18 protein-coding genes and 1 other annotated feature are annotated in these 23,088 nt (G+C 33.4%); of the genes, 2 read left to right on the top strand and 16 right to left on the bottom strand.

What is annotated here, in order from left to right:
• Positions 1-76: 76 nt before the first annotated feature.
• The 5 genes from Q8X41_RS20990 to Q8X41_RS20970 all read right to left on the bottom strand — a co-directional run bounded on the left by Q8X41_RS20990 (position 77) and on the right by Q8X41_RS20970 (position 3,737).
• Complete coding sequence (locus tag Q8X41_RS20990) at positions 77-532, bottom strand: hypothetical protein (RefSeq protein ID WP_397538192.1); 456 nt, start codon at positions 530-532, stop codon at positions 77-79.
• A gap of 356 nt (positions 533-888) precedes the next feature.
• Positions 889-1,497, bottom strand: coding sequence for a transglutaminase family protein (locus tag Q8X41_RS20985; protein WP_397538191.1), 609 nt, complete (start codon positions 1,495-1,497; stop codon positions 889-891).
• Positions 1,498-1,770: 273 nt separating this feature from the next.
• Positions 1,771-2,268, bottom strand: coding sequence for a hypothetical protein (locus Q8X41_RS20980; RefSeq protein WP_397538190.1), 498 nt, complete (start codon positions 2,266-2,268; stop codon positions 1,771-1,773).
• 164 nt (positions 2,269-2,432) lie between these two features.
• A complete protein-coding gene (locus Q8X41_RS20975) occupies positions 2,433-2,729 on the bottom strand; it encodes a hypothetical protein (RefSeq protein WP_397538189.1) in 297 nt (98 codons plus the stop codon).
• 240 nt (positions 2,730-2,969) lie between these two features.
• On the bottom strand, positions 2,970-3,737 hold the full coding sequence (locus tag Q8X41_RS20970; RefSeq protein WP_397538188.1) for a GNAT family N-acetyltransferase: 768 nt from the start codon (positions 3,735-3,737) through the stop codon (positions 2,970-2,972).
• 532 nt (positions 3,738-4,269) lie between these two features.
• Here Q8X41_RS20970 and Q8X41_RS20965 point away from each other — a divergent pair.
• On the top strand, positions 4,270-5,883 hold the full coding sequence (locus Q8X41_RS20965) for an FAD-dependent monooxygenase (protein ID WP_397538187.1): 1,614 nt from the start codon (positions 4,270-4,272) through the stop codon (positions 5,881-5,883).
• A 135-nt stretch (positions 5,884-6,018) separates the two neighbouring features.
• On the opposite strand, the gene Q8X41_RS20960 is transcribed toward Q8X41_RS20965, so the two are convergent.
• The 4 genes from Q8X41_RS20960 to Q8X41_RS20945 all read right to left on the bottom strand — a co-directional run bounded on the left by Q8X41_RS20960 (position 6,019) and on the right by Q8X41_RS20945 (position 13,170).
• On the bottom strand, positions 6,019-7,509 hold the full coding sequence (locus Q8X41_RS20960) for an Lsa family ABC-F type ribosomal protection protein (RefSeq protein WP_397538186.1): 1,491 nt from the start codon (positions 7,507-7,509) through the stop codon (positions 6,019-6,021).
• 912 nt (positions 7,510-8,421) lie between these two features.
• Positions 8,422-11,034, bottom strand: coding sequence for a phosphoenolpyruvate synthase (gene ppsA / locus Q8X41_RS20955; RefSeq protein WP_397538185.1), 2,613 nt, complete (start codon positions 11,032-11,034; stop codon positions 8,422-8,424).
• Positions 11,035-11,508: 474 nt separating this feature from the next.
• Entirely contained in the window at positions 11,509-12,396 is an 888-nt protein-coding gene (gene vanY / locus Q8X41_RS20950) for a VanY-A/VanY-F/VanY-M family D-Ala-D-Ala carboxypeptidase (protein ID WP_397538184.1), read from the bottom strand.
• 348 nt (positions 12,397-12,744) lie between these two features.
• The gene (locus Q8X41_RS20945) at positions 12,745-13,170 is read right to left on the bottom strand and encodes a GNAT family N-acetyltransferase (protein WP_397538183.1); all 426 of its coding nucleotides are present in this window, start codon (positions 13,168-13,170) and stop codon (positions 12,745-12,747) included.
• Between the two features lie 318 nt (positions 13,171-13,488).
• Here Q8X41_RS20945 and Q8X41_RS20940 point away from each other — a divergent pair, with 318 nt between their 5' ends.
• Positions 13,489-15,234 (top strand): methyl-accepting chemotaxis protein, encoded by a 1,746-nt coding sequence (locus tag Q8X41_RS20940; protein WP_397538182.1) that lies wholly within the window; start codon positions 13,489-13,491, stop codon positions 15,232-15,234.
• Between the two features lie 188 nt (positions 15,235-15,422).
• Here the strand turns inward: Q8X41_RS20940 and Q8X41_RS20935 are convergent, their stop codons facing one another.
• From Q8X41_RS20935 to Q8X41_RS20905, 7 genes are all read right to left on the bottom strand, one after another.
• A complete protein-coding gene (locus tag Q8X41_RS20935) occupies positions 15,423-16,034 on the bottom strand; it encodes an FMN-binding negative transcriptional regulator (RefSeq protein ID WP_397538181.1) in 612 nt (203 codons plus the stop codon).
• A gap of 108 nt (positions 16,035-16,142) precedes the next feature.
• Positions 16,143-16,556, bottom strand: a complete 414-nt coding sequence (locus Q8X41_RS20930) for a VOC family protein (protein ID WP_397538180.1) — start codon at positions 16,554-16,556, stop codon at positions 16,143-16,145.
• Positions 16,557-16,716: 160 nt separating this feature from the next.
• On the bottom strand, positions 16,717-17,943 hold the full coding sequence (locus Q8X41_RS20925; RefSeq protein WP_397538179.1) for an MFS transporter: 1,227 nt from the start codon (positions 17,941-17,943) through the stop codon (positions 16,717-16,719).
• Positions 17,944-18,008: 65 nt separating this feature from the next.
• Positions 18,009-18,272, bottom strand: a binding site (T-box leader).
• A 711-nt stretch (positions 18,273-18,983) separates the two neighbouring features.
• Positions 18,984-19,598, bottom strand: a complete 615-nt coding sequence (locus Q8X41_RS20920; RefSeq protein ID WP_397538178.1) for a hypothetical protein — start codon at positions 19,596-19,598, stop codon at positions 18,984-18,986.
• A gap of 463 nt (positions 19,599-20,061) precedes the next feature.
• A complete protein-coding gene (locus Q8X41_RS20915; RefSeq protein WP_397538177.1) occupies positions 20,062-20,607 on the bottom strand; it encodes a hypothetical protein in 546 nt (181 codons plus the stop codon).
• Positions 20,608-20,984: 377 nt separating this feature from the next.
• The gene (locus tag Q8X41_RS20910) at positions 20,985-21,623 is read right to left on the bottom strand and encodes a hypothetical protein (RefSeq protein ID WP_397538176.1); all 639 of its coding nucleotides are present in this window, start codon (positions 21,621-21,623) and stop codon (positions 20,985-20,987) included.
• Positions 21,624-21,742: 119 nt separating this feature from the next.
• Complete coding sequence (locus Q8X41_RS20905) at positions 21,743-22,945, bottom strand: YhgE/Pip domain-containing protein (RefSeq protein ID WP_397538175.1); 1,203 nt, start codon at positions 22,943-22,945, stop codon at positions 21,743-21,745.
• Positions 22,946-23,088: the final 143 nt, after the last annotated feature.

Here is a 23,088-nt window from a genome sequence, read left to right as displayed (position 1 = left end):
TTCAATTAAATTGCCCTTAAATGAAAACAGACGGATTTCTTAGAGAAACGCGCCTGATTGTTGGATAAGCCGGAAATTATTTCGTTTCTTTATCGGTCCATAAAACTTTGTATAAAAATGTGAGTTCAGCTTCTTCAATACCCGAGGGTAGTTCCCCATTTTCGCCTCCACCAGAACTCAGTTCATTTTTAGTAGTGCCTAGCCACGCTGCTAAGTAAACAGGTTTATTTTTTTCTAAAGTAACTTTTTCGCCGACTAGCTTACTGAAAGAAGAAGATTTCATGTTATTTGAATAAATCGTTGTAGCAATCCCAGATGATGTACCAATGATTAGTTTTAAAGAATGGCCATCATTTTCGATGTCACTTATTCCAAACGATATGAAGCTGTCTTGATATTTTGTTTCAGATCCATCCCAAGTCTTTAGCAATTCCTCTTTAAACTTACCATTTTTAAATACCTCTACTGAAAATTGCAATTCATCATCTTCTTTCGGAGTGCCATTCAGCTTGAAAAATTCAATTTGCCCCACACCTGTCTTGCTAATAAGAAGGTTTTTCTTTCTCGCTCATGTTATATGACTCAATGGTTATTTGCGTAGTTAATGGCGATTTTTCCTTTTCTAAAGTTTTTTCTTTTTCTACACTTACACACCCTGTTAACAACAAAGCAAAAAATATTAACAAGTAACGGTTTTTAAAGTGTCGCATTTCTTGCCCCAAAATTAATCAAGAGTTCACTAATTGATAGCCATTTTCAGTAGCTTAAGAATTTCAATTATCGGGCGCTATTCTTGAAAAAGAATTGTGCCTTTTTAGATAAAAGGCCATTTAATGGAGTAATTCTATTATGAAAGTTAAGGTAATTCGACAACTTTTAGTAGAACAATTACAAACTTGAGGGTAAGTGATACTTATACATTTCTAATGCATTCGTATGTTCTTTTAAAACAGACACAATTTTAGGATGAGGCTTAGTATAGATAACGGGATAGTCCTTTTCATCAAATTCTTCACTAACACGAAAAGCTAATTTTTCCTCTTCAATTGAAAATTGGGCATTAATTCCCTTTTTATTTCCACGAGCATCTACCCTAATCCATTTATTAAGTGATTTAAAGTAGATAGCATTTAAAGCGTGAATACAATACCCTTTTTCAGGTATATCAGACAACATCAATCTCTGATAACAAAAACCAGTAGGTATCCCCTCTAAACGTAATAAGGAAGCTAAGAGGTGTGATTTTGCATAGCAAATACCCTCTTTAATCTTTAAAACTTCTGAAGCATTACAAGAAACATCTTTCGATTGAATATCCCAAGAATGAGAAATTTCATCACGAACAAAATCAAAAGCTATTTTAGCTTTTTCTATTTCGGTTTGAGATGAATTGAAAAGTTCTACTGCTTTCTTTTTTATAATTGGGTTAGAATAATTAACTTCATTTAATTCGAGTAAATAATTATCTAATTTTTCGGACTCACAAATCAAATTCATTATCTACACTCCGGAATTTGTATAAAATGTAAAATATATAACTATTATACAATATACCTGTTATTCAAGAATATGGGCCTTTAATTGTAGAAAGACACTTTCTTTGTTTCAGAAAAGCGCCCGATTATTGAATAATTAATAATACTTCTATAGGGGTACCGTCAGGAAAATGCGGATCTACAACGTTTAGGAAATTTCAATATTAAAAAGCCTAATTTCTCAATTTAACGCGAAGAAATTAGGATTTTTTCATTACTCAATTAAAGTGTCCGATTATTTAACTTCTAGGACAAAAGCATAAAATGCATCACCATGAGATAAATTTCTATCTTCCTCGTCCATCCACCAGACATCATAGGCATAAAAATAAGTACCTTTTTCATTAGGGGCTATAAACTGATTATCATTTACCTCAATTTGCATTTCATTCTCATTTTTTATCTGTGTTAGATGAACTTCGTTGGGCTTCGGTTTGTAATCCATTTTCAATGTGATTTTCTCACCAGCCTGTACTTGTATAGGCTCTTTACCTTTTAGTAATTCTACTGGACCAGCAGTATCAGCACATTCGGCTTTTCCATTAGATTTAGGTCCCCAACAATATGAACCCAGTTTAGTTTCATATGTTTCTCTGTCAATCTCTATATTTACTTTTGGAGGCTTGTTTCCTGTTAAAACTCCATTTCCATCTGTATTTTTGGTAAGTATGCCATTACAACCACTTATTATAAAAACAAACAATAAAACAGCCATAACGGTAAATTTTCTCATTGATTTCCCTCCCTTTTATAAAAAAGATTTCTTTAACAAAATGGCCCTTTAATGATAAGCGCTGTTTCTTGTTACATAAAAGCGCCCTATAATGGAATAATTAAAATATGGTCTCAATCCAAAAGTCATTTAGTTCTTCTTGAACAAACGCACCAATTTATTGGTTAAGATTTAAACAAGCCTTGCTTCTTCCATTGGTCGAAATACTTTTGATAACCCATTTCCTCAGCAGTCATAGCATATTGAGTATCTCTAAATTTAAAAGTATGTGTTCCCGACAAAGCTTCATAGGTAGGATTTCTCTCTTTACCCCCGAATAGCATTTGGAATGTATTCACTTCCACTGAGTGTGTTGTTCCATTCTCATCTGTTTCAAAAAGAATGAAATCAACATCTTCATGATCTGTATGCCCCTTATACATCAAACCTGCTTCGTTTAATGACAAAAATAATTGATTCATGTTCAACCTCTACTTTATCTCTGAAGAATTCATTACCTTCTTGAACTACCCTGTCCATTAGTTTAAATACCTCTGTTCATAATCTCATATCCATTTTACCATAAATATCCATATTTTTAATTTTTTCGTAATATGCGTTATTCAATTAAATGGCCCTTTAGCTAAAGAAGGCACGATTCATTTTCTCTATAGAAACATTGAAGAATAGCGAGTTGAAAGAAAAAGTTATATTAACACAAACTATTTGATAATATAGACAGCATATTTTTTGGGATTGATAAAACCTAATTTACTACCTAAATTTATTGAAGCACCGTTATCAACATCGCAATCCCAGCGAGGTTGAATGTTTTCGGAGAGGCAATAATCAATAAATTGTTCAGCAACAATACTTGCTAACCCTTTTCCTCTGTAATTCGAGTCTGTTATTATATCTATTTCTGCATAGTTTTCAGATTTAAAAATTGAAACTCCTTCACTAATTATCTTTTCTCTCTCTAATACACAAAAACCAATCCCATTTTGAAGGAAATTCTCTGTAGAATCCCAATATTCATCATAGTATTTCTTATCAAATTCTAAAGAATGTTCAATTATGTAATTATTAATTTTGAAGACTTCATAATCTTTAAAGTTATTTCTTTTTCTATTTTTATATGTTAATAAATCAAAAGAAAAAGAATACCGTTCTATTTTTTTTACTTTATTTTCTAAATACTTTTCAATCAACTGATTCCAGGTACTTTCATTAGAAAATAATGTGAATCTTTTACCTTGAATAACTGATTTTTCAAAAATACTAACGCTTTTTAGAAACAGCTCGTTTGAAGAATACCCTGTAACAAAATACAATCCTGAAGCTGTTTGAATGAGCAATGATTTATATTTATCGGAATCTGCATATACAGAACCTTCAATAATTAAATCTAATACACTATGTACAAAAGTTGGCGCTTCTTTAAGATCTTTTTTTATAAGAGTAAAGTGTTCAGTTGGTACTGCAATCATATTGGCACACCTCCATTTTCGGAATATTCTCAACCTAATTATACATTAGAGCAATCAAATATGACCATACCAATCATTTGTTACCCCATTCAGAACCACTCTGTCTGTTCAATAAAAAACTGAAATCACACAAAAGATTCGGATCATCATTTGTATAAACGATTTAACTTTTTAAACAGGGGTAGCTTCACATGTCCATCAACCTAATATGTTAACTAAAACGAATAACATATATATCTTAAAAAAAGAGAAAAAGCTACTGAATAGGTTCAGTAGCTTTTTCCATAAGAAATTGAAATTTTATATATGAATTTTATAGCATTTTAGTTGTATCTATTAGTTTATATATTCCAATAAGATCGAGTATTACAGTCAAAAAAGAAATCTCTTTCTGTTTTTAGGGCGTAATAAATTTTATATAATAAACCATAACGCAAAAAAAGTCTACAATTTCTTTGATTTTTATTTTATAGTTTGATTACTGAATTCAGTAAAATCCATGGATAAATATAATATTGAAAGGAAAATGTTTATGAAGCACAAGCATGTCTCAGTTTTAATTGTTGGGGGAGGACTTACTGGACTTACCTCTGCCCTATTTCTTGCACGTCATAACATTGATTATTTACTCGTTGAAAAACATGCTGATACAGCTATTCATCCAAAAGCAGGAGGGATAACTTTTCGTACGATGGAATTATTTCGCCAATTAGGATTAGAGGAAGCTATCCGTACTACGAGTAAACCATTAGATAATATTCGTGGGCGTATTGCTGTAGAAACAATCAAAGACATAGACCTAGCAGAATTAAAACAAGGTGAGAGTACTCAGAAGGAAATCGACAATAAAATAGTTAAAATGATTGAAAAGATTAGCCCTTCAAAAGCAGCATCTTGTTATCAAATGAATTTAGAACCTATCCTCCTTCAAGCTGCTGAAAAAGGAAAAGGACATATACGCTTTAATACCGAGCTTGTGACGTATCAACAAGATGATTTAGGGGTAACAGCTACTATAATTGATCGAAACACAGGAACGGAAGAAATCATTCGAAGTGATTATTTAATTGCTGCAGATGGAGCCAAAAGTTCAATCTGTAAGCATATAGGAATTCCAACTACAGGAAGAGGAGTCATAGGTGGCCATTATATTAATATCTATTTCCAGGCGGACTTAAGCACTTTTCTGCAAGGAAGCCAGTTTGGTTTTTATCAAGTCTTGAATCCGGAAGTATTTGGCGCACTTATCACAGTGAATAATCGAGATCAATGGATTTATCATGTCGCTTATGATCCTTCGAAGGGAGATCGTCCTGAAGATTTTACTGAAGAAAGATGCCGTGAGATTATTAAAAAAGCTATAGGGGTACCCGATCTTGATTTTGTCATCTTGAGTACTTTACCTTGGGCAGCTGTTGAAAGAACAGCCACTAGATTTCAAGATAATCGAGTCTTTCTAGTTGGAGATTCAGCTCATCTCATGCCACCAACAGGAGGATTCGGTTCGAATACAGGTATTCAAGATGCTCATAATTTAGCTTGGAAATTGGCGGCAGTGATACACAAACAAGCCCATCCAAGATTGCTCGAAACTTATCATGATGAAAGACACCACGCTGTGCAGGTAACAACGAAATATGCCAGTGATTTGTTGTTTAGTGCTGTAAATAAAGGAATAAGTACCCTCAATAATATGGATCATCTTGCAGTTACTGTAGGTTATAAATATTCCTCGAAAGCCGTTATCGAACAAGAACCAACTACACATAGAATGGATCGGTTAGAGCTAAACGGAAGACCAGGAACACGCGCACCGCATTTGTGGGTAAATTATCAAGGTAAGTGTATATCTACGCTAGATTTAATAGATGGAAATTTTGTCTTGTTTACGGGGGAAAATAATAGTCTGTGGCACACTGCTGCTCAGAATGTATCTTCTCACTTAGGTATCACGATTAATGTTTATAGTATCGGTTCACAGGGAGATTTGGTTGAGCGTGAGGATAGCTGGGAAACATTGTACGATGTTACTCCTCATGGAGCTGTATTGATAAGACCAGATGGTTTTGTAGCATGGCGTACAAAAGAAGGAGAATCAAATCCAAATCTGATTCTTAAACAGGTCATGACTAGCTTACTATGGTAAATCTGTTTAGACTATTGTTTTTTACACTGTAGGTTCCTTTCCCAAAAACAAAAAGCCTAATTTCTCAATTTATTGTAGAGAAATTAGGCTTTTTTCATCACTCCATTAAAGCTCCTTATAGTTTAATGACTTGATTTACTGATTATATTTTATAGATATAGTTTTTGTTGCAACTTTTTCTTGAAATGCCTTATCATGCTCAACAATAACCATTGTGGGATTAAATTGTTGAATAAGCTCTTCAATCTGCATACGCGAATAAATATCAATAAAATTTAATGGTTCATCCCATATATATAAATGAGCTTTTTCACATAAACTTTTAGCGATAAGCAGCTTTTTCTTTTGTCCACCTGAATAATTAGAGATATCTTTCTCAAATTGAATTCGTTCAAAATCCATCTTACGTAGAATAGATTTAAATAACGTCTCATCAATCTCATGCTCTTCAATAAAGTCCGATAACGATCCCTTCAAATGAGAAGTATCTTGTTGGACATAGGAAATGATGAGTCCTGAACCTAAATTAACTGAGCCTGTATGCTGTATTTGATTTCCTAGAATTAGTTTTAGGATACTACTTTTCCCGCTTCCATTCTTTCCATCAAGTATAATTCGGTCCCCTTGTTCAACTTTGAAGCTAATTGGTTCATTTACTATTTGGTCATCATACTTAACAGAAACATCAGTCAAAACAACCAATTCATTTGACTGAAATTTTAATTGTTCTAGTTTTAACGACTCAGTTTTCTCCACATTTTTTAGTAATTTTGACTTTTCTTCAATTGCTTTTTGTTGCCTTGCTTCAAGGTTCTTCGCTCTCTTCATCATCTTGGAGGCTTTATGTCCTACAAAACCCTTATCTAACTTAGATCCTGAATTCGTTGTTCCATTTTTGGAAGCTTCCACTTGATGAGACCAACCTGCTGACGACTTTGCAGACTTTTTTAATCTCCCTATGTCTTTTTGTAGACGCTCATTTGTAGCCTCTTCGTATTCTTGCTGTCTATCAAAATTTAACTTCCAAGAAAAAAAGTTGCCACTTTGCACTTCAATATTTGCTCTATTTATAGACAAGATATGGTCAACACATCCATCTAAAAAGATTCTGTCATGTGAAATCAAAATAAACCCTTTTTTCTTCCTTAGATAATCAGAGACCATCTTTCGTGCATCAGTGTCTAGATGATTGGTTGGCTCATCAATTAATAGAAATTGACCCTCATTCAAAAACAGTGCAGCAAGCAACACCTTTGTTTGTTCTCCATTTGATAATGTGTTAAATGGTCGATATAAGGCTTCGGCATCAACATTTAAATAGGATATTTCACGTAGAAATTCCCAATCTTCTGCTTGGGGACAAATTTCTTCAAGGATTTCATGAGTGAACTTGTTCTTATCCGAAACTGGGTAAGGGAAATAATTAAATTCCACGGAAGAAGTGATTTTCCCACTATACTCATAATTACCTAATAATAAATTAAAGAATGTCGTTTTACCTCGTCCGTTTCTACCTATAAACCCTAGTTTCCAATCCGTATCTATTTGAAAGTTTACACCTTCAAAAATATTATCAAAGCTACCTGGGTATGAAAAAGTTAAGTCTTGAACATTTATCATTGACATAATAATTCCTCCTTTATATATCAAACATTTCATATAAAGTCGGAATATCCATCATTTTTTTATTCCTCTATATAAGTTTGATGGATATTAACGACTTATATAGAGCATTACATGTGTAACAATAGTGTCTGAATCACTCATTTTTCTCTCTCCTTTATTTGTTAGGTTACAGTTACGGATTAAAAAGCATTAACTTACCTATAGGAGAATAAAAAAATCCTCCCAATTTGTAATCGGAAGGATTAGTATTTCACGTATACTTAGTAAGTTCTTATTAATCATTGGAATCATGACAAATAAAGAATGAACTGATTTGTAAAAATGGACAGACTAACCCTATATTTTGTAGTTTGAAGTTATTAATTTCAAATTTTTAAATACAGATTAGTTAATCATTATTCATCCATCAGTCCTCTCATAATTCTATTTTTAGAGTAACATTCTTTTTAATGAAATGCAATTTTACAATTATTTTTTAGCTCAATTTACTGTTCACTAGTACGACGCTCCAGATGGCGCTTTCCGCGGGCTCACCTGTCTCGCTTTCCCGCAGGACTATGAATGTACCTCTCTGAAATAACATCGCACGAAGGAAATGCGAATGCATTTTCGATGACTCGCCATCTTCCGCTCCATAGACAATGTTTCAATAGGTATGGTTAATCGGTAATTCTTTTTAGGATATGCACCACCGATAAAGTTGGCACCAACTTTTTGACCCAATGGAAAGATTGTGAGACACCGCTCTAGTATCCACGAGACCTCTGAAAAACTGTAGTAATACAAATATTTATAGTATATATCTGCTATTGAATGAAGTGGTCATACAAGATTATTATCATAATAATCAAGCTACTTTTACTTTTTCAGTGCCTTGGTATCCACTGGAGCGGTGCTGGATGTATTCAGCAATTACAATATTTCGATATATCCTTCTGTTCCATGCACGCGAATTCGTTGCCCATCTTTTATCAGTTTGGTAGCATTTTCCACTCCGACAACTGCTGGTAATCCGTATTCACGGGCGATAACTGCTCCATGGGTCATCAGTCCACCAACTTCGGTGACTAGGCCTTTTATGGATACAAACAATGGTGTCCAACTAGGGTCAGTAAAGGAGGTGACTAATATATCTCCATCTTCTAAATTAGCTTCTTCTATGTTTAAGGTGACACGTGCTCTTCCCTCTATAACTCCGGATGAAACAGGTAGACCTACAATAGCTTCGGATGGGAGATTTTCTCGTTTGTACTCCCCTACACTGATTTCACCATCTGACGTGATAACGCGTGGTGGAGTTAGTTTTTCATATAATTTGTACTCGTCTTTTCGAAAGCTTACGATCTGGTAATCTAATTTATTTGTGCGTACGACTTCGTGAAGTTCTTCAAAAGTGAGATAGTATATATCTTCTTTTTCATGAATTATGCCCTTTTGTACGAGTTGTTCTGCTTCTTTCATTAAAGCCTGCTTATAAACGAAGTAGCGACTAACCATTCCGTATTTCGGATATTCCCGATAACCGATGAAATTCCGGATTAGATCGATCATTCGTTTTGTTTCTTTAGCTTTTTGTTCACCATCCGGTAATTGCTTCAATCGCTCTATTAACTCTTGTTCCTTTTTCAAAGCAACACGAAGCCCTTGCTCAAATTTCCGATTGCTGGCATTTGGCTCTAAGTTATTGATGTTATTTAGAATCATGGGGACAAGTGTAATTGGTTTTTCACTCCATCGAGTTCTAGAAATATCGATTTCTCCGGCACATCGCATTCCGTATTTGCTGAGATAAGCTATTATTGCGTCTCGGGTATCGTGCCCACCATCAAACTTAATCAGTTCATCCAAAAAGTTATCATCTTTTACATGTTGTAAATAATCAATTATTTCTGGATAAGGACGAATCACATCTGCTACATCCAATAGGGCTAGACCCATTTCAGAAGTAATATTGTTTGGTACAGATTGAGAAAGTGTGTCTGCTACGTTTTTTTCACCTAACCACTCGTTCATTTTTTCATTGATCCATGTTGAAGCATTTATAGCTGCCATAAATAAACGCGTACTCTGTGGGTTAAATAATATCTTCTGTAATTCCTTGATATCTTCTAGAATAAAATTAAATAAATCCGACCCTGATTTCGTTTGGATGTTTTGTTTTAACTCTTCTATCGATGTTTGACTACTTTTGATCAAATCAGTAACGATTGCCGGGTCACTTTCGATTTGTGCTTCCGAATCCGCATGCGACACACCTTTATTGCTTTTACCGGGACTCTGTTCTTCCTTTTCATTTGGTAGCAATTTTATAAAATCTCGCTCTATTATAGTCATGAGTGCGTCTTTCATAAGCGGATCGTGTTGTCCCATGGTATTTAATAAAATGCTTCTACTGACAGGTGAAGCCAGTTGGTGCGTGACTTCAACAAACAATCTTCCACCTGCTTTACGCATAGGCGCACGAGTCGTTAACAGGTAAAAAGACAATCCAAGTGGTTTCATGGGATCGGTCATCATTTGTTGATGACCAACAGATATATAGACGTGATTTTCTTGATCATTCACTTCAGGAACGGGGAAAAGAGTCGTGATTGGGCGACTCTGTACAATATAAAATGTGTCATCAACCAAACACCATTCGATATCTTGCGGGCAACCAAAATAAGCTTCGATCTGTCTTCCGATGCGTGCTAGTTGTAAGATTTGTTGTTCAGTAAGTGTTTGAGTATTTTGCTGATCAGAATCGATCGGCACGGTCTCTGTTCCGCCTTCTTTTCGTGCATAGATAGCCAATTTTTTTGTTGCTATCATCTTATCGACGATTATATCTTCCTGTACTTTATAACAATCTGCAGATACCACCCCTGAGACTAGTGCTTCTCCAAGCCCAAAACTTGCATCGATTGATAGTAACTTTCGGTTAGAGGTAATCGGATCAGCGGTAAATAAAATCCCTGAAGCCTGTGGGAAAACCATCCTTTGAACGATAACGGATAAATATACTTGTCTGTGGTTAAAACCATTTTGTATTCGGTATATTACCGCTCGATCCGTAAATAGAGAAGCCCAACATTTTCTGATATGCTGCAAGATAGCTTCTTTTCCGATGATATTTAAATAGGTGTCTTGTTGACCAGCAAAGGAGGCATGTGGCAAATCTTCAGCGGTTGCACTAGAACGCACTGCATAAGCATGGTCATCGCCAAACTTAGTGAGATAGTCAGCAACTGCGCACGCAACATCGGAAGGAATTTCTACTTCCATAATGATTTGTCGAATCTTACTGCTGATTTCACCAATTTGATCTCGTTCTTCTACTTTTAGCATTGTTAGTCGATCCAACAAAGTATGATACGTTTCGTTTTGTTCGATGGCTTTTTGATATCCCACTGTTGTAACACAAAATCCTTGTGGTACTTGTATTCCTTGAATTTTTGATAATTCCCCTAAATTCAACCCTTTTCCGCCAACAAGCAATAGCTGTGTTTTTTCTATCTCCTGAAAATCGATAACCAAAGAACTCATCTACATCTCTCCTAACCATTAGTGTGTTATCGATTTTAGCAGTAGTAAATGAGAATAAACAGTCTTATATTGAGCATTTCTTATATGTTATAATTAAGGTAGGAAGAGTACAAAAAAGCTAAACCTTACCATAGATATTAAACTGATGCTCGGTTCATCCACTCGAAAGTGTTTCTGTACACAACTAAGTTGTACCCTAGGGTTGGTAACTGAAGCTGGATTTTGTAAAGTAATAATAAAGTTCTTTAAATTTAAATATGAAAATATACGAGGCTGAGAAATAAGTATATTTTCAAAGATAATTTAAAAATTTCACATCGGGGTTTCCCAGATTCCTCAGAAATTAATCGATTTAAACTTGAACAGAATGATTTTGACTAAAGCATACACATTCAAGGCAAATAGTGCCTGTACCATAATACTCGTTCATCAATTTTGTTCAGTTTATTCCGCACACTTACCTTCCTTGAGTTTCTACACATTATCAGGAAATACTGTCACAATCACACCATCCGTATTATTGCCCGATACCTCATAACGAAGATTGGCTGGCACATTAATAGTGGTATTTTCTGTAACTGGATAATAAAAGACCTCATATTTTTGACCATTTACTGTAGCAGAAATATGTTTTTCTTCTTTTATAAAGTCTAAATATTCCTCTAAAACAAAATTCTTTTCTTTCATAATCGCACTATGTGGTAAACCGACATAGCGGATATGCCATGGTTCATATTGAATTCCCGTTATGTCCGTTTTATCCTCTGGATAACGTAGAGTAAACCCGTATTTCCAAGCGTTCTCTTTAATCCATTTTCCCTCAGGTGCTACCTCCATCTTCCCTTGGCTACTTCCTACATCAAGCGATAAACCTAAATTGTGTTCGCTGTAACCTGCTGGCAAGGCACGATTGGAACTCATTTCCTTATAAAGTTTATTTTGTTCGCCAAAATTTCGAAAACCACTCGAAATTAAAAAACTAGAAACTCCATCTTCTTCCGCATCAAGAGTCATATTCGAAAATTTATGTGCTATTTCTTCTGATAAATATGTTTCGTTATTAAACAAGCTGTATCCTTTTACCAATTCATTGCGAGCATTTAAATTGACGACATCTGATTTTATACTTTCAGAGTGAATCGGGTACTTACTGTTGACCAAAAGCAAATTTCCTTGATAGATCTGTTCTGCTAAAATTTCTACTTTTTGTGTATTTTCAGAAGCTGTCCTACCTTCTACTTTATCATTCTCATTATGAGCAGTTATTATAATATCTTTTTCACCTTGAAAGAACGGTACTATATTAAAGGCTTTAACACCTAGACATAATATAAAAATTAATAAAAAACCCCACTTCTTCACCTTAAGTTTCCTCCTTGTTCTGCTTTACTTAAAATATTATAGGTAAAACTAATTAAGAAAAAGGTAGGGTAAATCTTAAGTTTTTCTTAAGTTTTTCTTAAATTCATCATAAATTACGTACTTAAAGTGAAGCGATCTTAACTATTTTGTTCACTTACCTTTTGTTGAAATAAAACATCAAAATCCACTATTTTGAAAAAAATCTATTTTAACATTAACTTCAATATGCACCTAAAAATACTCTTTTCATCTTCAACTAAACTGCCACATTAGTAAAAAAGCGTCTCAACTTATTGCAGAAACGCACACGTTAATTGAATATCATCTAAAGTCTCGCTTTTTAATTTATCAATAAGTTAGTTTCTTTTTTAGGTAATACTGCTGATTTTCTTTGTTTGGATGTTCTTCAATTACACCTACTATTTCATAACCATTCTTTTGATAGAAATTTGGGGCTTGAAAGCTAAACGTATCAAGTTGAATTAGTTTGCACCGGTTCTCTCTAGCTATGTTTTCTATACAATTTAATAACTCTTTCCCATATCCTTTACCCCTAAGTGATTCATCAACCCATAGGTAATCAATATGTAAGTTATACCAGAAAATTGTTCCTGTTATGCCCCCTAAAATTTCTCCTCCTTCATCCCTAAGAATAAAGCTAATATTCTTGACTGGATGTTTTACATCATCAGGTAGCTTAGAAAGATTATGTTCAATTACTTTTTTCCGAATAAATTCATTATCTTCTTGATTCCATTGTTGAGTTATCAGCATAATTCCCCTCCTAATAGTTGCTGAATTTATATTTATTACTTTTCTTTTTAAAGTACATTTCTTCACAATCTTTATAGTGATATTAACATAAATATCCAATAAAAAAGATCATCTCACCCCCACCTCGTAGAAATCTATAGAGTAGAGATGATTTTAAATCAAGCTTTATTATAAACAAACAAGTAAAATAATTTTTTGAAAATACCAACTTTTTACTCAGGAAAATATTGAAAAATTTATAACTCCTGATATTCTTAAATTTGGGGATATGTCCAAAGTAGGAAATGGAGTATTAAAATAATCAAAGGGAGTTCATCGATGAGAAGTAGCTTAAAGATTAAAATGTTAATGGTTTTTTCAATTTTACTTGTTATTTCGTGTTTTCTGATTAGCGTTTTTGTTTATCGTTCATCGTTAGATCTAGTGAAAGAGTCTGTTGGTCAACAAAACTTAGCTATGATTGATCATGCAATCGCTAAGATAGATGATAAAGGTTATCAAAATTTAGAAATTGGTGCTAAAAAGGAAGGGTATTATCTAGAATTACAAAAAGAACTAGGCTCTGTTAAAGAGTTTTATGATGTATCTAGTTTGTATACGATGTCTCGTGTGAAAAAGGGTGGAGACTACGAATACTACTATATGGTAGATAGTACGCCAAGTGAGGAATCAACGATTGGTGTTCAAGAGGAATCACCAGAATCATATCCTAAAATGAAACAAGTATTTGAAACAGGGAAAGTACAATTTCAGTTATCAAATGATGCAAAATATGGTGCTGTACTAGCTATTTATGCTCCGATAAAAAATAAGTCTGGAGAAGTGATTGGATTATTGGGAGCAGATTTGGACGCAACAGCTGTTTATAAAGCCATGGATGCCAATAAAATGAAAATTATTACTATTACACTGATTATCTTAATAGTAGGAATTTGCATTGTTTACTTCTTCACAAATTATTTAACGAAACCTATACGAAAATTAACATCACAAGTGAGAAAAGTTGGTAATGGTGATTTAACTGTCGTGATAGAAACAGGTCGAAAAGATGAAATTGGACTTTTAACACAAGCATTTAAACAGATGGTATTAGATTTACAAAATATTATTCTTGGCATCAACGTTGGGTCCAAACAGTTAATTGACACGACCAATTCAGTGGCTAAAAGTAGCGAGAAGGCAAGTGAAGCAATTAGCCAAATTTCTGCGTCCGTTCAGGAAGTATCTGCAGGAGCGCATGCACAGTATAAAAGCTCGGAGGAAAGCTCTGTTACATTAGAGCAAATGTCAGAGGGTATTCAACAAATTGCTGAAGCTTCTTCAAATGTATCTCAATTATCTTCGATTAACTTACAAAATGTAGAGCTCGGAAATAGTAATATTGAAAAAGTAATTCATCAAATGAATGTTATTCATCAATCTGTTCAATTATCGGCAAATGCAATTAAAAAACTTGAAAATCAATCAAATGAAGTTTCACTTATTATAAATATCATTCGTGACATTGCTTCACAAACGAATCTACTTGCATTAAATGCTGCGATTGAAGCGGCGAGAGCTGGTGAATCCGGAAAGGGCTTTGCTGTAGTAGCTGAAGAAGTAAGAAAGCTAGCTGAGCAATCTGAAAAATCAGCAAATAGCATATCGGATTTGATTTCTAAAATAAATGTTGATACGAGTTTAACAGTACAAACAATGAATGTTGTAACAGAAAATGTCGAAGACGGTATACAAGCTGTTGAAGAAGCTGGAAAATCATTTGAAAGTATTCTCCACTCTATTCATGGCGTAGTATCTCATACGAAACAAGTTTCTGTAACTTCAGAAGAAATGTCAGCATTCTCGGAGGAAATTACAGCAGGAGTCATGGAAACGACGATGCTTGCAAATAAGGCAGCAAAGGCAACAGAAAGTGTTGTCGACCGAACAATAGAACAAGAAAACTACAATCAAGATATCCTTCATGCCGTTTTAAGACTTAATAAAATGGCGGAAGATCTTGAAAAAACTGTTTCAAAGTTTGATGTAGGTGTCAAAAACCCAGACAATTCCCATATGATTTAAGAATGAAAAGATAATCTTTAGTATTAAATTCTAATATTATGTAATTTTGCTATCGATTATTTTTTTGAGGTTGGGATGGGACTGAATCCTTTAAATGAGACAGTCTCAAAAAAGCATCATCCTACCAGTTGTCGATAAGAATCGGCGACTGGTTGTTTAGTTTTATTTGAATTCGAGTATTGTTATCTTTAATTTTTGAGATTTTCCCTCATAAGGGATGCTACTTGTATATTTTCTTGATTAGAAGTCTTTTCTAATTGTTCGATAATTAACTTCTGTCTTTCCACAGGGTGATTCTGACTTAGTTTAGCTTTTGCTTCAATTTTTGTAATTTTAATTTTGAACGCTACAATCCCCTTACTCATTCCCTCAATAAAACTAGGTTCAACTGTGCCCAAATTGTATGGACTATCAGGACTTTCATATTTATTTACTAAGTTATTTAAAGAATCAAATATCACTTTGTCATCTTCAAGTATCTCCATCATTCCATATAAATGTATAGCTACATAATTCCAAGTAGGTACTGCTTTAGTTGTTTCGTACCAAGAAGGTGAAATATAACAGTGTGGACCTTGAAAAACCACAAGAACTTGTTTGTCTTCTACATCCTTCCACTGTCCATTCGCTCGTGCAAAATGACCATATAAAGAATTTTCATCTTTATTTAATATCAGTGGAAGATGAGTAGCGTAGGGTTCTCCTTTATTCTGAGAAAATACTGTCGCGAAGCTGAACCTTTCAATAAAGTCATAAATAATATCTTTATTTTTGATTTCAAAATGTTTAGGTATAAACATAGTTATGCTACCTCGTTTCAATTTAATTTGAAGATGGTTTTATCCTAAATATTTGTGAATCTGAGTAACAGTACCAGATTGATTTTAGGTACCAGTGGTTTCTATTTCTTAACCCTTCGGCATCTTGCTCATATCCATATACAACACATTCCAGCGGTGACCATCTAAATCAGCAAAACCAAATCCGTACATCCAACCTTGGTTCTCAGAGGGGGCACCAAAAATTGTACCTCCAGCCTCTACTGCCCTCTTCGCTATATCATCTACTTCTTCTTTGCTGTCTGCATCAATGGAAAATAATACTTCAGTAGCTTGTTTTGTATCGACTATTTCATGCTTGGTAAAATTTTCGAAAGTGGAAATAGGAAAAAGCATTACGGTAGCATTATTATCTCCGATGACTAATTGCACTTGATCGCTATTGCCAAGTGGTGTATTAGTCGAAAATCCAAGTTTGCTATAAAACTCTTTTGATTTATTTGTATCTTTAACCGGCAAGTTGATCCAAAATTGTTTTGTCATAATCATTTCTCCTTTTGTAGTTTAATTCTACTCTCCCATATATTCTTCAGTAAGGTATTAAACACCTTCTTCCACTACCCTTCCCCTTTAGTTCAATAACTATAAATCTGGAACAGTAAAAGGCTTGCCGATTACTTTTTTCGATCAAGCCTTTTTATAATTAACTGTTTAAAGAAGAAGCACCTTTTTTAAAATATTCCTGCCGTTTAGCACCTGATACAGCTTTCAATGCCAATAACCCTAATAGGAAGAAGGCAAATGAACCTATTAACCCCACCAGACGGATCGAAGTTAATTCAGCGGCTAAACCTATTAAAACCGTTAAAGCAACAATGAAACCTGCTTCAATGACACTAAAGATGCTTCCGAATCTTCCCATCATCCTCACAGGAACATGATTTTGGTAGAAAGTCAAATACCCTGTATTAGCGAACGTTACAGCAATCCCCATTAAAAATACACCCGGCGCTGCATTAAAAAAGCCACTCGAACTATAAAGTACTATATAACCTATTGAGGTAAAAATGGTACCAATACCTATTAAAAGATTAACTGCAAGTTGTTTTGAAAATACTGAATTAATAATTGATCCTATTATTATTCCAGCTCCAAAGATACTTAGTAAAAACCCATAATTGGTGTCTGAAATTGAAAGTACTCCTTTAGCAAATGCTGCCTCGAGAGAATCTATTGCAGTCATGAATATAGTAGTACCACTAAATAATAAATATATCTTTGTGACATAGCTATTTCCCTTACTGAAATTAAAAACAACCCGAAAATCATTTTTTATCAAATTCCATGTAAATCTTTGCTTCTCTGTCTCTTTGAGTCTTGAATCAACATTAGGTAGCATCATTATAATAAGTGCCGAAAAAAATAACGCCACTGCATTCACATGGATGGCAGTATAAGGAGTACCCATCCAAAATAAAATCCCAGCAATAGTAGGACCTATTAGTGAACCACAAGAGTTGATAAAACTACGTAGTGCATTAAAACGTTGCCGATCTTTATCAGGTATTAGTTTAGTCATATAAACCATAGATGTAGGTTCGAAAATAGCACTTCCCATATTAATGATAAACGCTAGTACATAAACATAAATAAGTGAAGGTGAGAATGGAATTAACGCAATACATATTGCTCGAAAAACATCTAATCCCATCATAAGTTGTCGAGTATTTACCCGATCAATTAAACTACCTGCCCAAGCATTCGAACATATAGTTGCAATTGGACGTAGTATATATAATAAAGCAATTGCAAGTGGGGAACCTGTTTCATTCAATATAATTAAATTTAGTGCGATTAGGTAAACCCATGCACCCACATTTGAAATGCCTATTCCCCCTAATAGTATTAAAGGATACTTCCATCTGGACATAATCACCACTCCTATTTTATTTGTTTGTAAAACAAAATAAAAAAACTCACCCCCAAGATAGTTATCTTGGGGGCGAGTCATATCGCGGTGCCACCCCAGTTCATCTCTACATTGCTGTAGAGGCCTTATCAAGTACGGCTTTGTAAATAAATTACCTGCGATACTCTATCTCTTTAACGTGAGAATACGTTGCATCATCATTGTTCCAACAAACAAATCCAATGCACAGCTCCAAGCCTTGTTTCAACACATTTCCTATCCCTCTTTTTCAGCTACCAGAGGTCTCTGTAGATAGTACGGATGTTTACTCTTCTTTTCACAGCTTTTATATAGAATTTTCTAAATATTATACTATATTAAATTAAAATTCAATATAAAAAAGAAGACCACTAATTATTTCTATTTCAATTATAGAATTATTTGCATTTATAGTATTGGTGTTACAGAAATTATTTACTTCATGCATACCACAACTTATTCTTATTCAACAAAACTGCCCTTCTTCTATAAAACTTTCGCAAAAGAATGATATAAATTATACAAGCATATCCCTCAATTTAAATAATCTAGATAATAAAAATTTATTCATTTCTAGATACTCTTTATGAGTAGTAATTAATCTGATTTATGTTAGAACACTTTATTGATACTTCTCCTATTTCATACTTATAAAATCGTCGATTGAGCGAGTGACTGTCACCTAACAGCATGAGTCCATTCATAAAAATCCTCACTTTTTACCACAGGAATCGTAGTTTTCACAACCATAGAAAAGTTATCTTCAATATGTTGTTGAATTACTAAAATTGAATGGTTTAATTGATTATTTTGCTAATGCAAAATACGACTTAACTAAAATTATGTGAAAATAACACATAATTTTGATTAAGTCGTATCGCTAATTTTCTATTTTGTTAAAATGAAGCTCGTATTATTTTAAACTTTTAGATAAAAAACCTGAGCAACACTAAATCTTGTAACCTATTTAAAATTAAACCTTTTAGTCAACTGTTAGTCTAGAATCTAACATTTCGCTTGATTTAAAAATAGCTTATAGTTTCTAATACATACTTTCCATTTTGTAATTGGTTAAATTTCAAATAAACGTTGATTCTGTTCATTGGGCTATAGTTTTTTGGTTGGAAAGAAAACTCAAAAGTTGCAAACCCAGTACCAACATAAGAATCTTCATTTTTTATTTGAGATGTTGTGACTTTTTTTACTGCCTTAGAATAGTTTGCAATGTCTGCTTTTGAATTCGCTTTACGTGCATCTTTTACTTTATATTTGTATTTATCCAACGAATAACCGTATCCGAGCATATAGTTAGTATCTGTTTTGGTCACTAAGTGTTTTTTCGCATATACTTTAAAATTATCTGTGTTTCCGTCACCTAAAGAAGTACCGTAAATTTTGATTAGTTTTGCAGCTTCTGGTCTTAATTCGCTCATAACTGTTTTTGTTTTAAATTTCTTAGGTAAAGTGATTACTCCTTTTTTTGAAACTACCGGTGTAGTACTTGCTGTTTTAACCGCTTTACTTGTAGATGTAACGTTACTTGTCGCTGAAGCTCCTACTGTCCCATATACTAAGCTGCATGCAAGGATCATTGACATAACGATAACTTTTTTGAATTTCTTACTTCGTTGTTTCATAAAGTTTTTACCATCCTTTTCGCATTATCTTTTATCCAATTTTTATCATTGATAATTTATTTTACCATAATAAAATCCACAATTTACTTAACATCACTAATACAGGATAAATTTACTGAATACGAATTATAAGATAGAAATATCTTCCTATCCACTTTTAAAATTCCATTAAATTTTAGCTTTTATTTATTATTTATTGACTATAAAACCCTCCGTAATTCCTAAGTAAAATTGTAAAAAGTAGGATAGATCAACAAGCAATTAAAAATGGAAGATATCAACTTCTCCTTAACCCCAAAAAGGCTATCCTTTTTGGGACGCCTTTTTTCTTCGCTTATCGCTTTTTTTAAATTTTATTTCTAAAGGTGAATTTGGATAAACATTTTACGCATGAATAAAGCATCATCTATTATCATTATACTTGCCATTTTCTTATCCTCTTTCTTTGTTCTAAGTAAACGATTTAAAAGTATGTTTCTAGTACTTTTAGTATTCTACCGTTGTAAAAATTCAGAAATAAATCTTTGTTATGCACAGACTTATGACTCATTGTACCAGTAAGTTTTTTACCGTTTAAGTATGTTACCCCATCTTTTACAACAATGCTGTTACTTACTAACTTATCCTCGACAAACACTTTATTTGTATTTTTCATAACCTTGCTGACTTTCTTAGTCTGACCTGGGGTTACAAAATAGCCATTTTTAACTGATACTTTTATCCCTTGTAGAGTTACTGTTTGGTTCTTTTTCAAAACAACATAACCTGAACCATAAATACGTTTATTACTAGCATAAAAACTTTTTTCATACTTTGAATCGGATGAATTTCTTGCAGATGTGTAATTCTTTTGCGCCTTCATTTCTCTTATGGTGTATTCAGATGTTGTTTTATGCTTGTACTCGAAGTCAAGATTTTTTGCTTGTACTTCTGAAGTTTGCACTGTTGTTAGAGCCGTGATTGCTAGTAAGGCAGTTAAAGCGAAAATTAAGAATTTTTTAAATTTCATGATTAGTTACCCCATCCTTTTTCTTATAAAATTTTATCCAATATTTATCATTTACGATTTATTTTACCATAATAGAAACAACAAATTACTTAACATCACTAAAACAGGATAAATTCACTAAAATATGAATTATAAGATAGAAACATCTTCCTACTCACTTTTAAACTTGCGCTTAAAGAGTAGCTTATCTAACTGTTCGATGAAAAAATGGCAACTCCGTCGTTCACCAACTCTTTTCATAAATGTATTCTTTTTATGATACAAAATATAGAAATAATAAAAAGGACTGCATTTACAGTCCTTTTCATTATTCATCCACCTTTACACGAATTTCCCCTGAATAGTAGTTGCATTAAACCTTTTTAACTACAAACTATCTAAATAGCAAACTTTCGCCTATTTCTTCTATAAAACTTTCGCAAAAGAAAGATATAAATCATGTCATATATAAAAGTAGCAATTGAAAGTATCGTAATCAGTTCTGTTCTGAAATAAATATAGAATGCAATACCAGCAAATAAGCTTCCTAGCATTTTAAAAATCGCGATAGACATAGATTGACCGCTTAAATTACCTCTTCTTAATAATAGAGAAATAAATAGTACAGACATCATTAGATTTTGTGAAAAGGCAGCATATTTCCCTTCAACATCATTAAACTCATATGTCATCGCCATGATGATAAGAAAACTAACTGCGAGTGCTAAGAGAAATGACGAATAAAAATACTTTGATGAAATAGCACTTTTGTTTTCTTTTCGTCCATAGATTAGATATTGCATCAAAATAATAATGTCTAGTAAAAACCAAATAAGTGTAATCATTTCTTGTGGCCCCGTATGTCGGAAAATGAATGTAAAAATAAATTCCCATGAAATATTTGCACAAATGGCTACCATCGGCATTCCATAATTTTTATCTTGAAATCCACGTTTGATGATTAACATATAAGCAATAATCCAAAAAAGACCAGTGCCTAATTGTAAAATAGAAAGAAGGTCTCCCTGATTGAGCAAACACATCCCCCTCTATAAACAATCTTGATAATAAAAAATTTATTCATTATCTAGATACTTTATGAGTAGGAATCTGTTTTATCGATACTCTTCCCAAATTTCAAATGGGCCTCAATAAATCAAATAGTCTTTCTAAATTCTTGAGGATTCATACTACTATTCTCTTGTAATTCTTCAACTTCAACCTTCTTTTTCTTCGGTTTCCAAACAGATAAAATAGCCAAAGCTAAACTAACATCTGCGATCCACTCCAAGGCTATGGTAGATGTATTCCAACTTATTGAATCATCAAAGAAGAATAGTTCGCGTAATCCTTCTGTCATAAAGCGCATTGGCAGCCAAGGATAGATCCAGTCCTTATAAAAGGCTGGCATTACTTCTGGTGTCATTTGTAGTAAAGGAATGCCGAAGAATAATAACAATACGAATATCGGAATACCCGCAAATCCAATCCAGCTTAGGACAGCGAATATCATTAATGTAAAGCTACAGCTTGCTAAAGTTAAAAATAGCGCTGTATCCATAAAACTTGGAAACTCATAATCTAGTATTGATGATGCCACCCAAGTTAGGCCAAATCCTGCTACAACACCGATCAACAAGCTAACCAATAGCTGAAGTAATCGTGCTCCCAATTTTTCTTTTTGATTGTTAAAGCTACGTTTTTGCATTGAAAGATAGATAAAAACTGCTCCTATTAGACTACCAAACCAAAGTGGTTGGAACAGCGATAAAGGTGCATTACTTAAGGTACCCGTTGGATGAACCATTGTCGTTGATTTTGTAATCGGTGTTGTTAAAATTTTAGCCTGCTCTACCGATAATTTTGCATTCTTTGCTTGTAATGCACTTAATATTTCTGTACTCATTTTTCCGTTGATTTTATCAACTATTCCATTTAAAGCTTGGTTTACTACATTTGCTATATTGGCATTTTTCCCTTGATTCACCAAAAGTTTAATTTCTGGTGAAACAGGTGATTTTGTTTGTAAAGACATGTATTTTTCACTAAAATCCGATGGAATGACGATTGCCCCATAATAGCTTTGGTCATCCATTCCTTTTTGCATATCCTCTTGATTTTTTAGGTCCCATTTAATCATTGGCTCGTCATTCGTTTTATTCTTTTCAGACGCTTGTTGAATACCCTTCAAGATGGTTTCACCCACATTATTCTTGCCTATGCCTTGATCTTCATTGACTACCGCAATTTTCAAGTTTTTTGGTGTTTGATGAGCAGTTGGAATTTGCGTACAACTAAAGATGAAAATCAACAGCAACGCAACAATTGGTGCAAGTATTAAAAATTTATAGTTCTTCATCAAATCTCTCCTTTCAGATAATGAACACGATGTTCATTTATAAACATACTGTTTATTATATTCAAGATAGTGTAATATACAATAAACAATAAAATTCACCTTGTTGATTTTTAAACACTTATATACTATATGTTCATTATCTA

The organism is Rummeliibacillus pycnus, from assembly GCF_044359855.1.
Taxonomy (GTDB): Bacteria; Bacillota; Bacilli; order Bacillales_A; family Planococcaceae; genus Rummeliibacillus; species Rummeliibacillus pycnus_A.
This window is presented reverse-complemented; position numbering and strand designations above follow the sequence as displayed.

Bases quoted from the DNA above. Each gene is read 5' to 3' on its own strand.
- Q8X41_RS20985 (WP_397538191.1), bottom strand. From the start codon at position 1,497: ATGAATTTGATTTGTGAGTCCGAAAAATTAGATAATTATTTACTCGAA.
- Q8X41_RS20980 (WP_397538190.1), bottom strand. From the start codon at position 2,268: ATGAGAAAATTTACCGTTATGGCTGTTTTATTGTTTGTTTTTATAATA.
- Q8X41_RS20975 (WP_397538189.1), bottom strand. From the start codon at position 2,729: ATGAATCAATTATTTTTGTCATTAAACGAAGCAGGTTTGATGTATAAG.
- Q8X41_RS20970 (WP_397538188.1), bottom strand. From the start codon at position 3,737: ATGATTGCAGTACCAACTGAACACTTTACTCTTATAAAAAAAGATCTT.
- Q8X41_RS20965 (WP_397538187.1), top strand. From the start codon at position 4,270: ATGAAGCACAAGCATGTCTCAGTTTTAATTGTTGGGGGAGGACTTACT.
- Q8X41_RS20960 (WP_397538186.1), bottom strand. From the start codon at position 7,509: ATGTCAATGATAAATGTTCAAGACTTAACTTTTTCATACCCAGGTAGC.
- ppsA (WP_397538185.1), bottom strand. From the start codon at position 11,034: ATGAGTTCTTTGGTTATCGATTTTCAGGAGATAGAAAAAACACAGCTA.
- Q8X41_RS20945 (WP_397538183.1), bottom strand. From the start codon at position 13,170: ATGCTGATAACTCAACAATGGAATCAAGAAGATAATGAATTTATTCGG.
- Q8X41_RS20940 (WP_397538182.1), top strand. From the start codon at position 13,489: ATGAGAAGTAGCTTAAAGATTAAAATGTTAATGGTTTTTTCAATTTTA.
- Q8X41_RS20935 (WP_397538181.1), bottom strand. From the start codon at position 16,034: ATGTTTATACCTAAACATTTTGAAATCAAAAATAAAGATATTATTTAT.
- Q8X41_RS20930 (WP_397538180.1), bottom strand. From the start codon at position 16,556: ATGACAAAACAATTTTGGATCAACTTGCCGGTTAAAGATACAAATAAA.
- Q8X41_RS20925 (WP_397538179.1), bottom strand. From the start codon at position 17,943: ATGTCCAGATGGAAGTATCCTTTAATACTATTAGGGGGAATAGGCATT.
- Q8X41_RS20920 (WP_397538178.1), bottom strand. From the start codon at position 19,598: ATGAAACAACGAAGTAAGAAATTCAAAAAAGTTATCGTTATGTCAATG.
- Q8X41_RS20915 (WP_397538177.1), bottom strand. From the start codon at position 20,607: ATGAAATTTAAAAAATTCTTAATTTTCGCTTTAACTGCCTTACTAGCA.
- Q8X41_RS20905 (WP_397538175.1), bottom strand. From the start codon at position 22,945: ATGAAGAACTATAAATTTTTAATACTTGCACCAATTGTTGCGTTGCTG.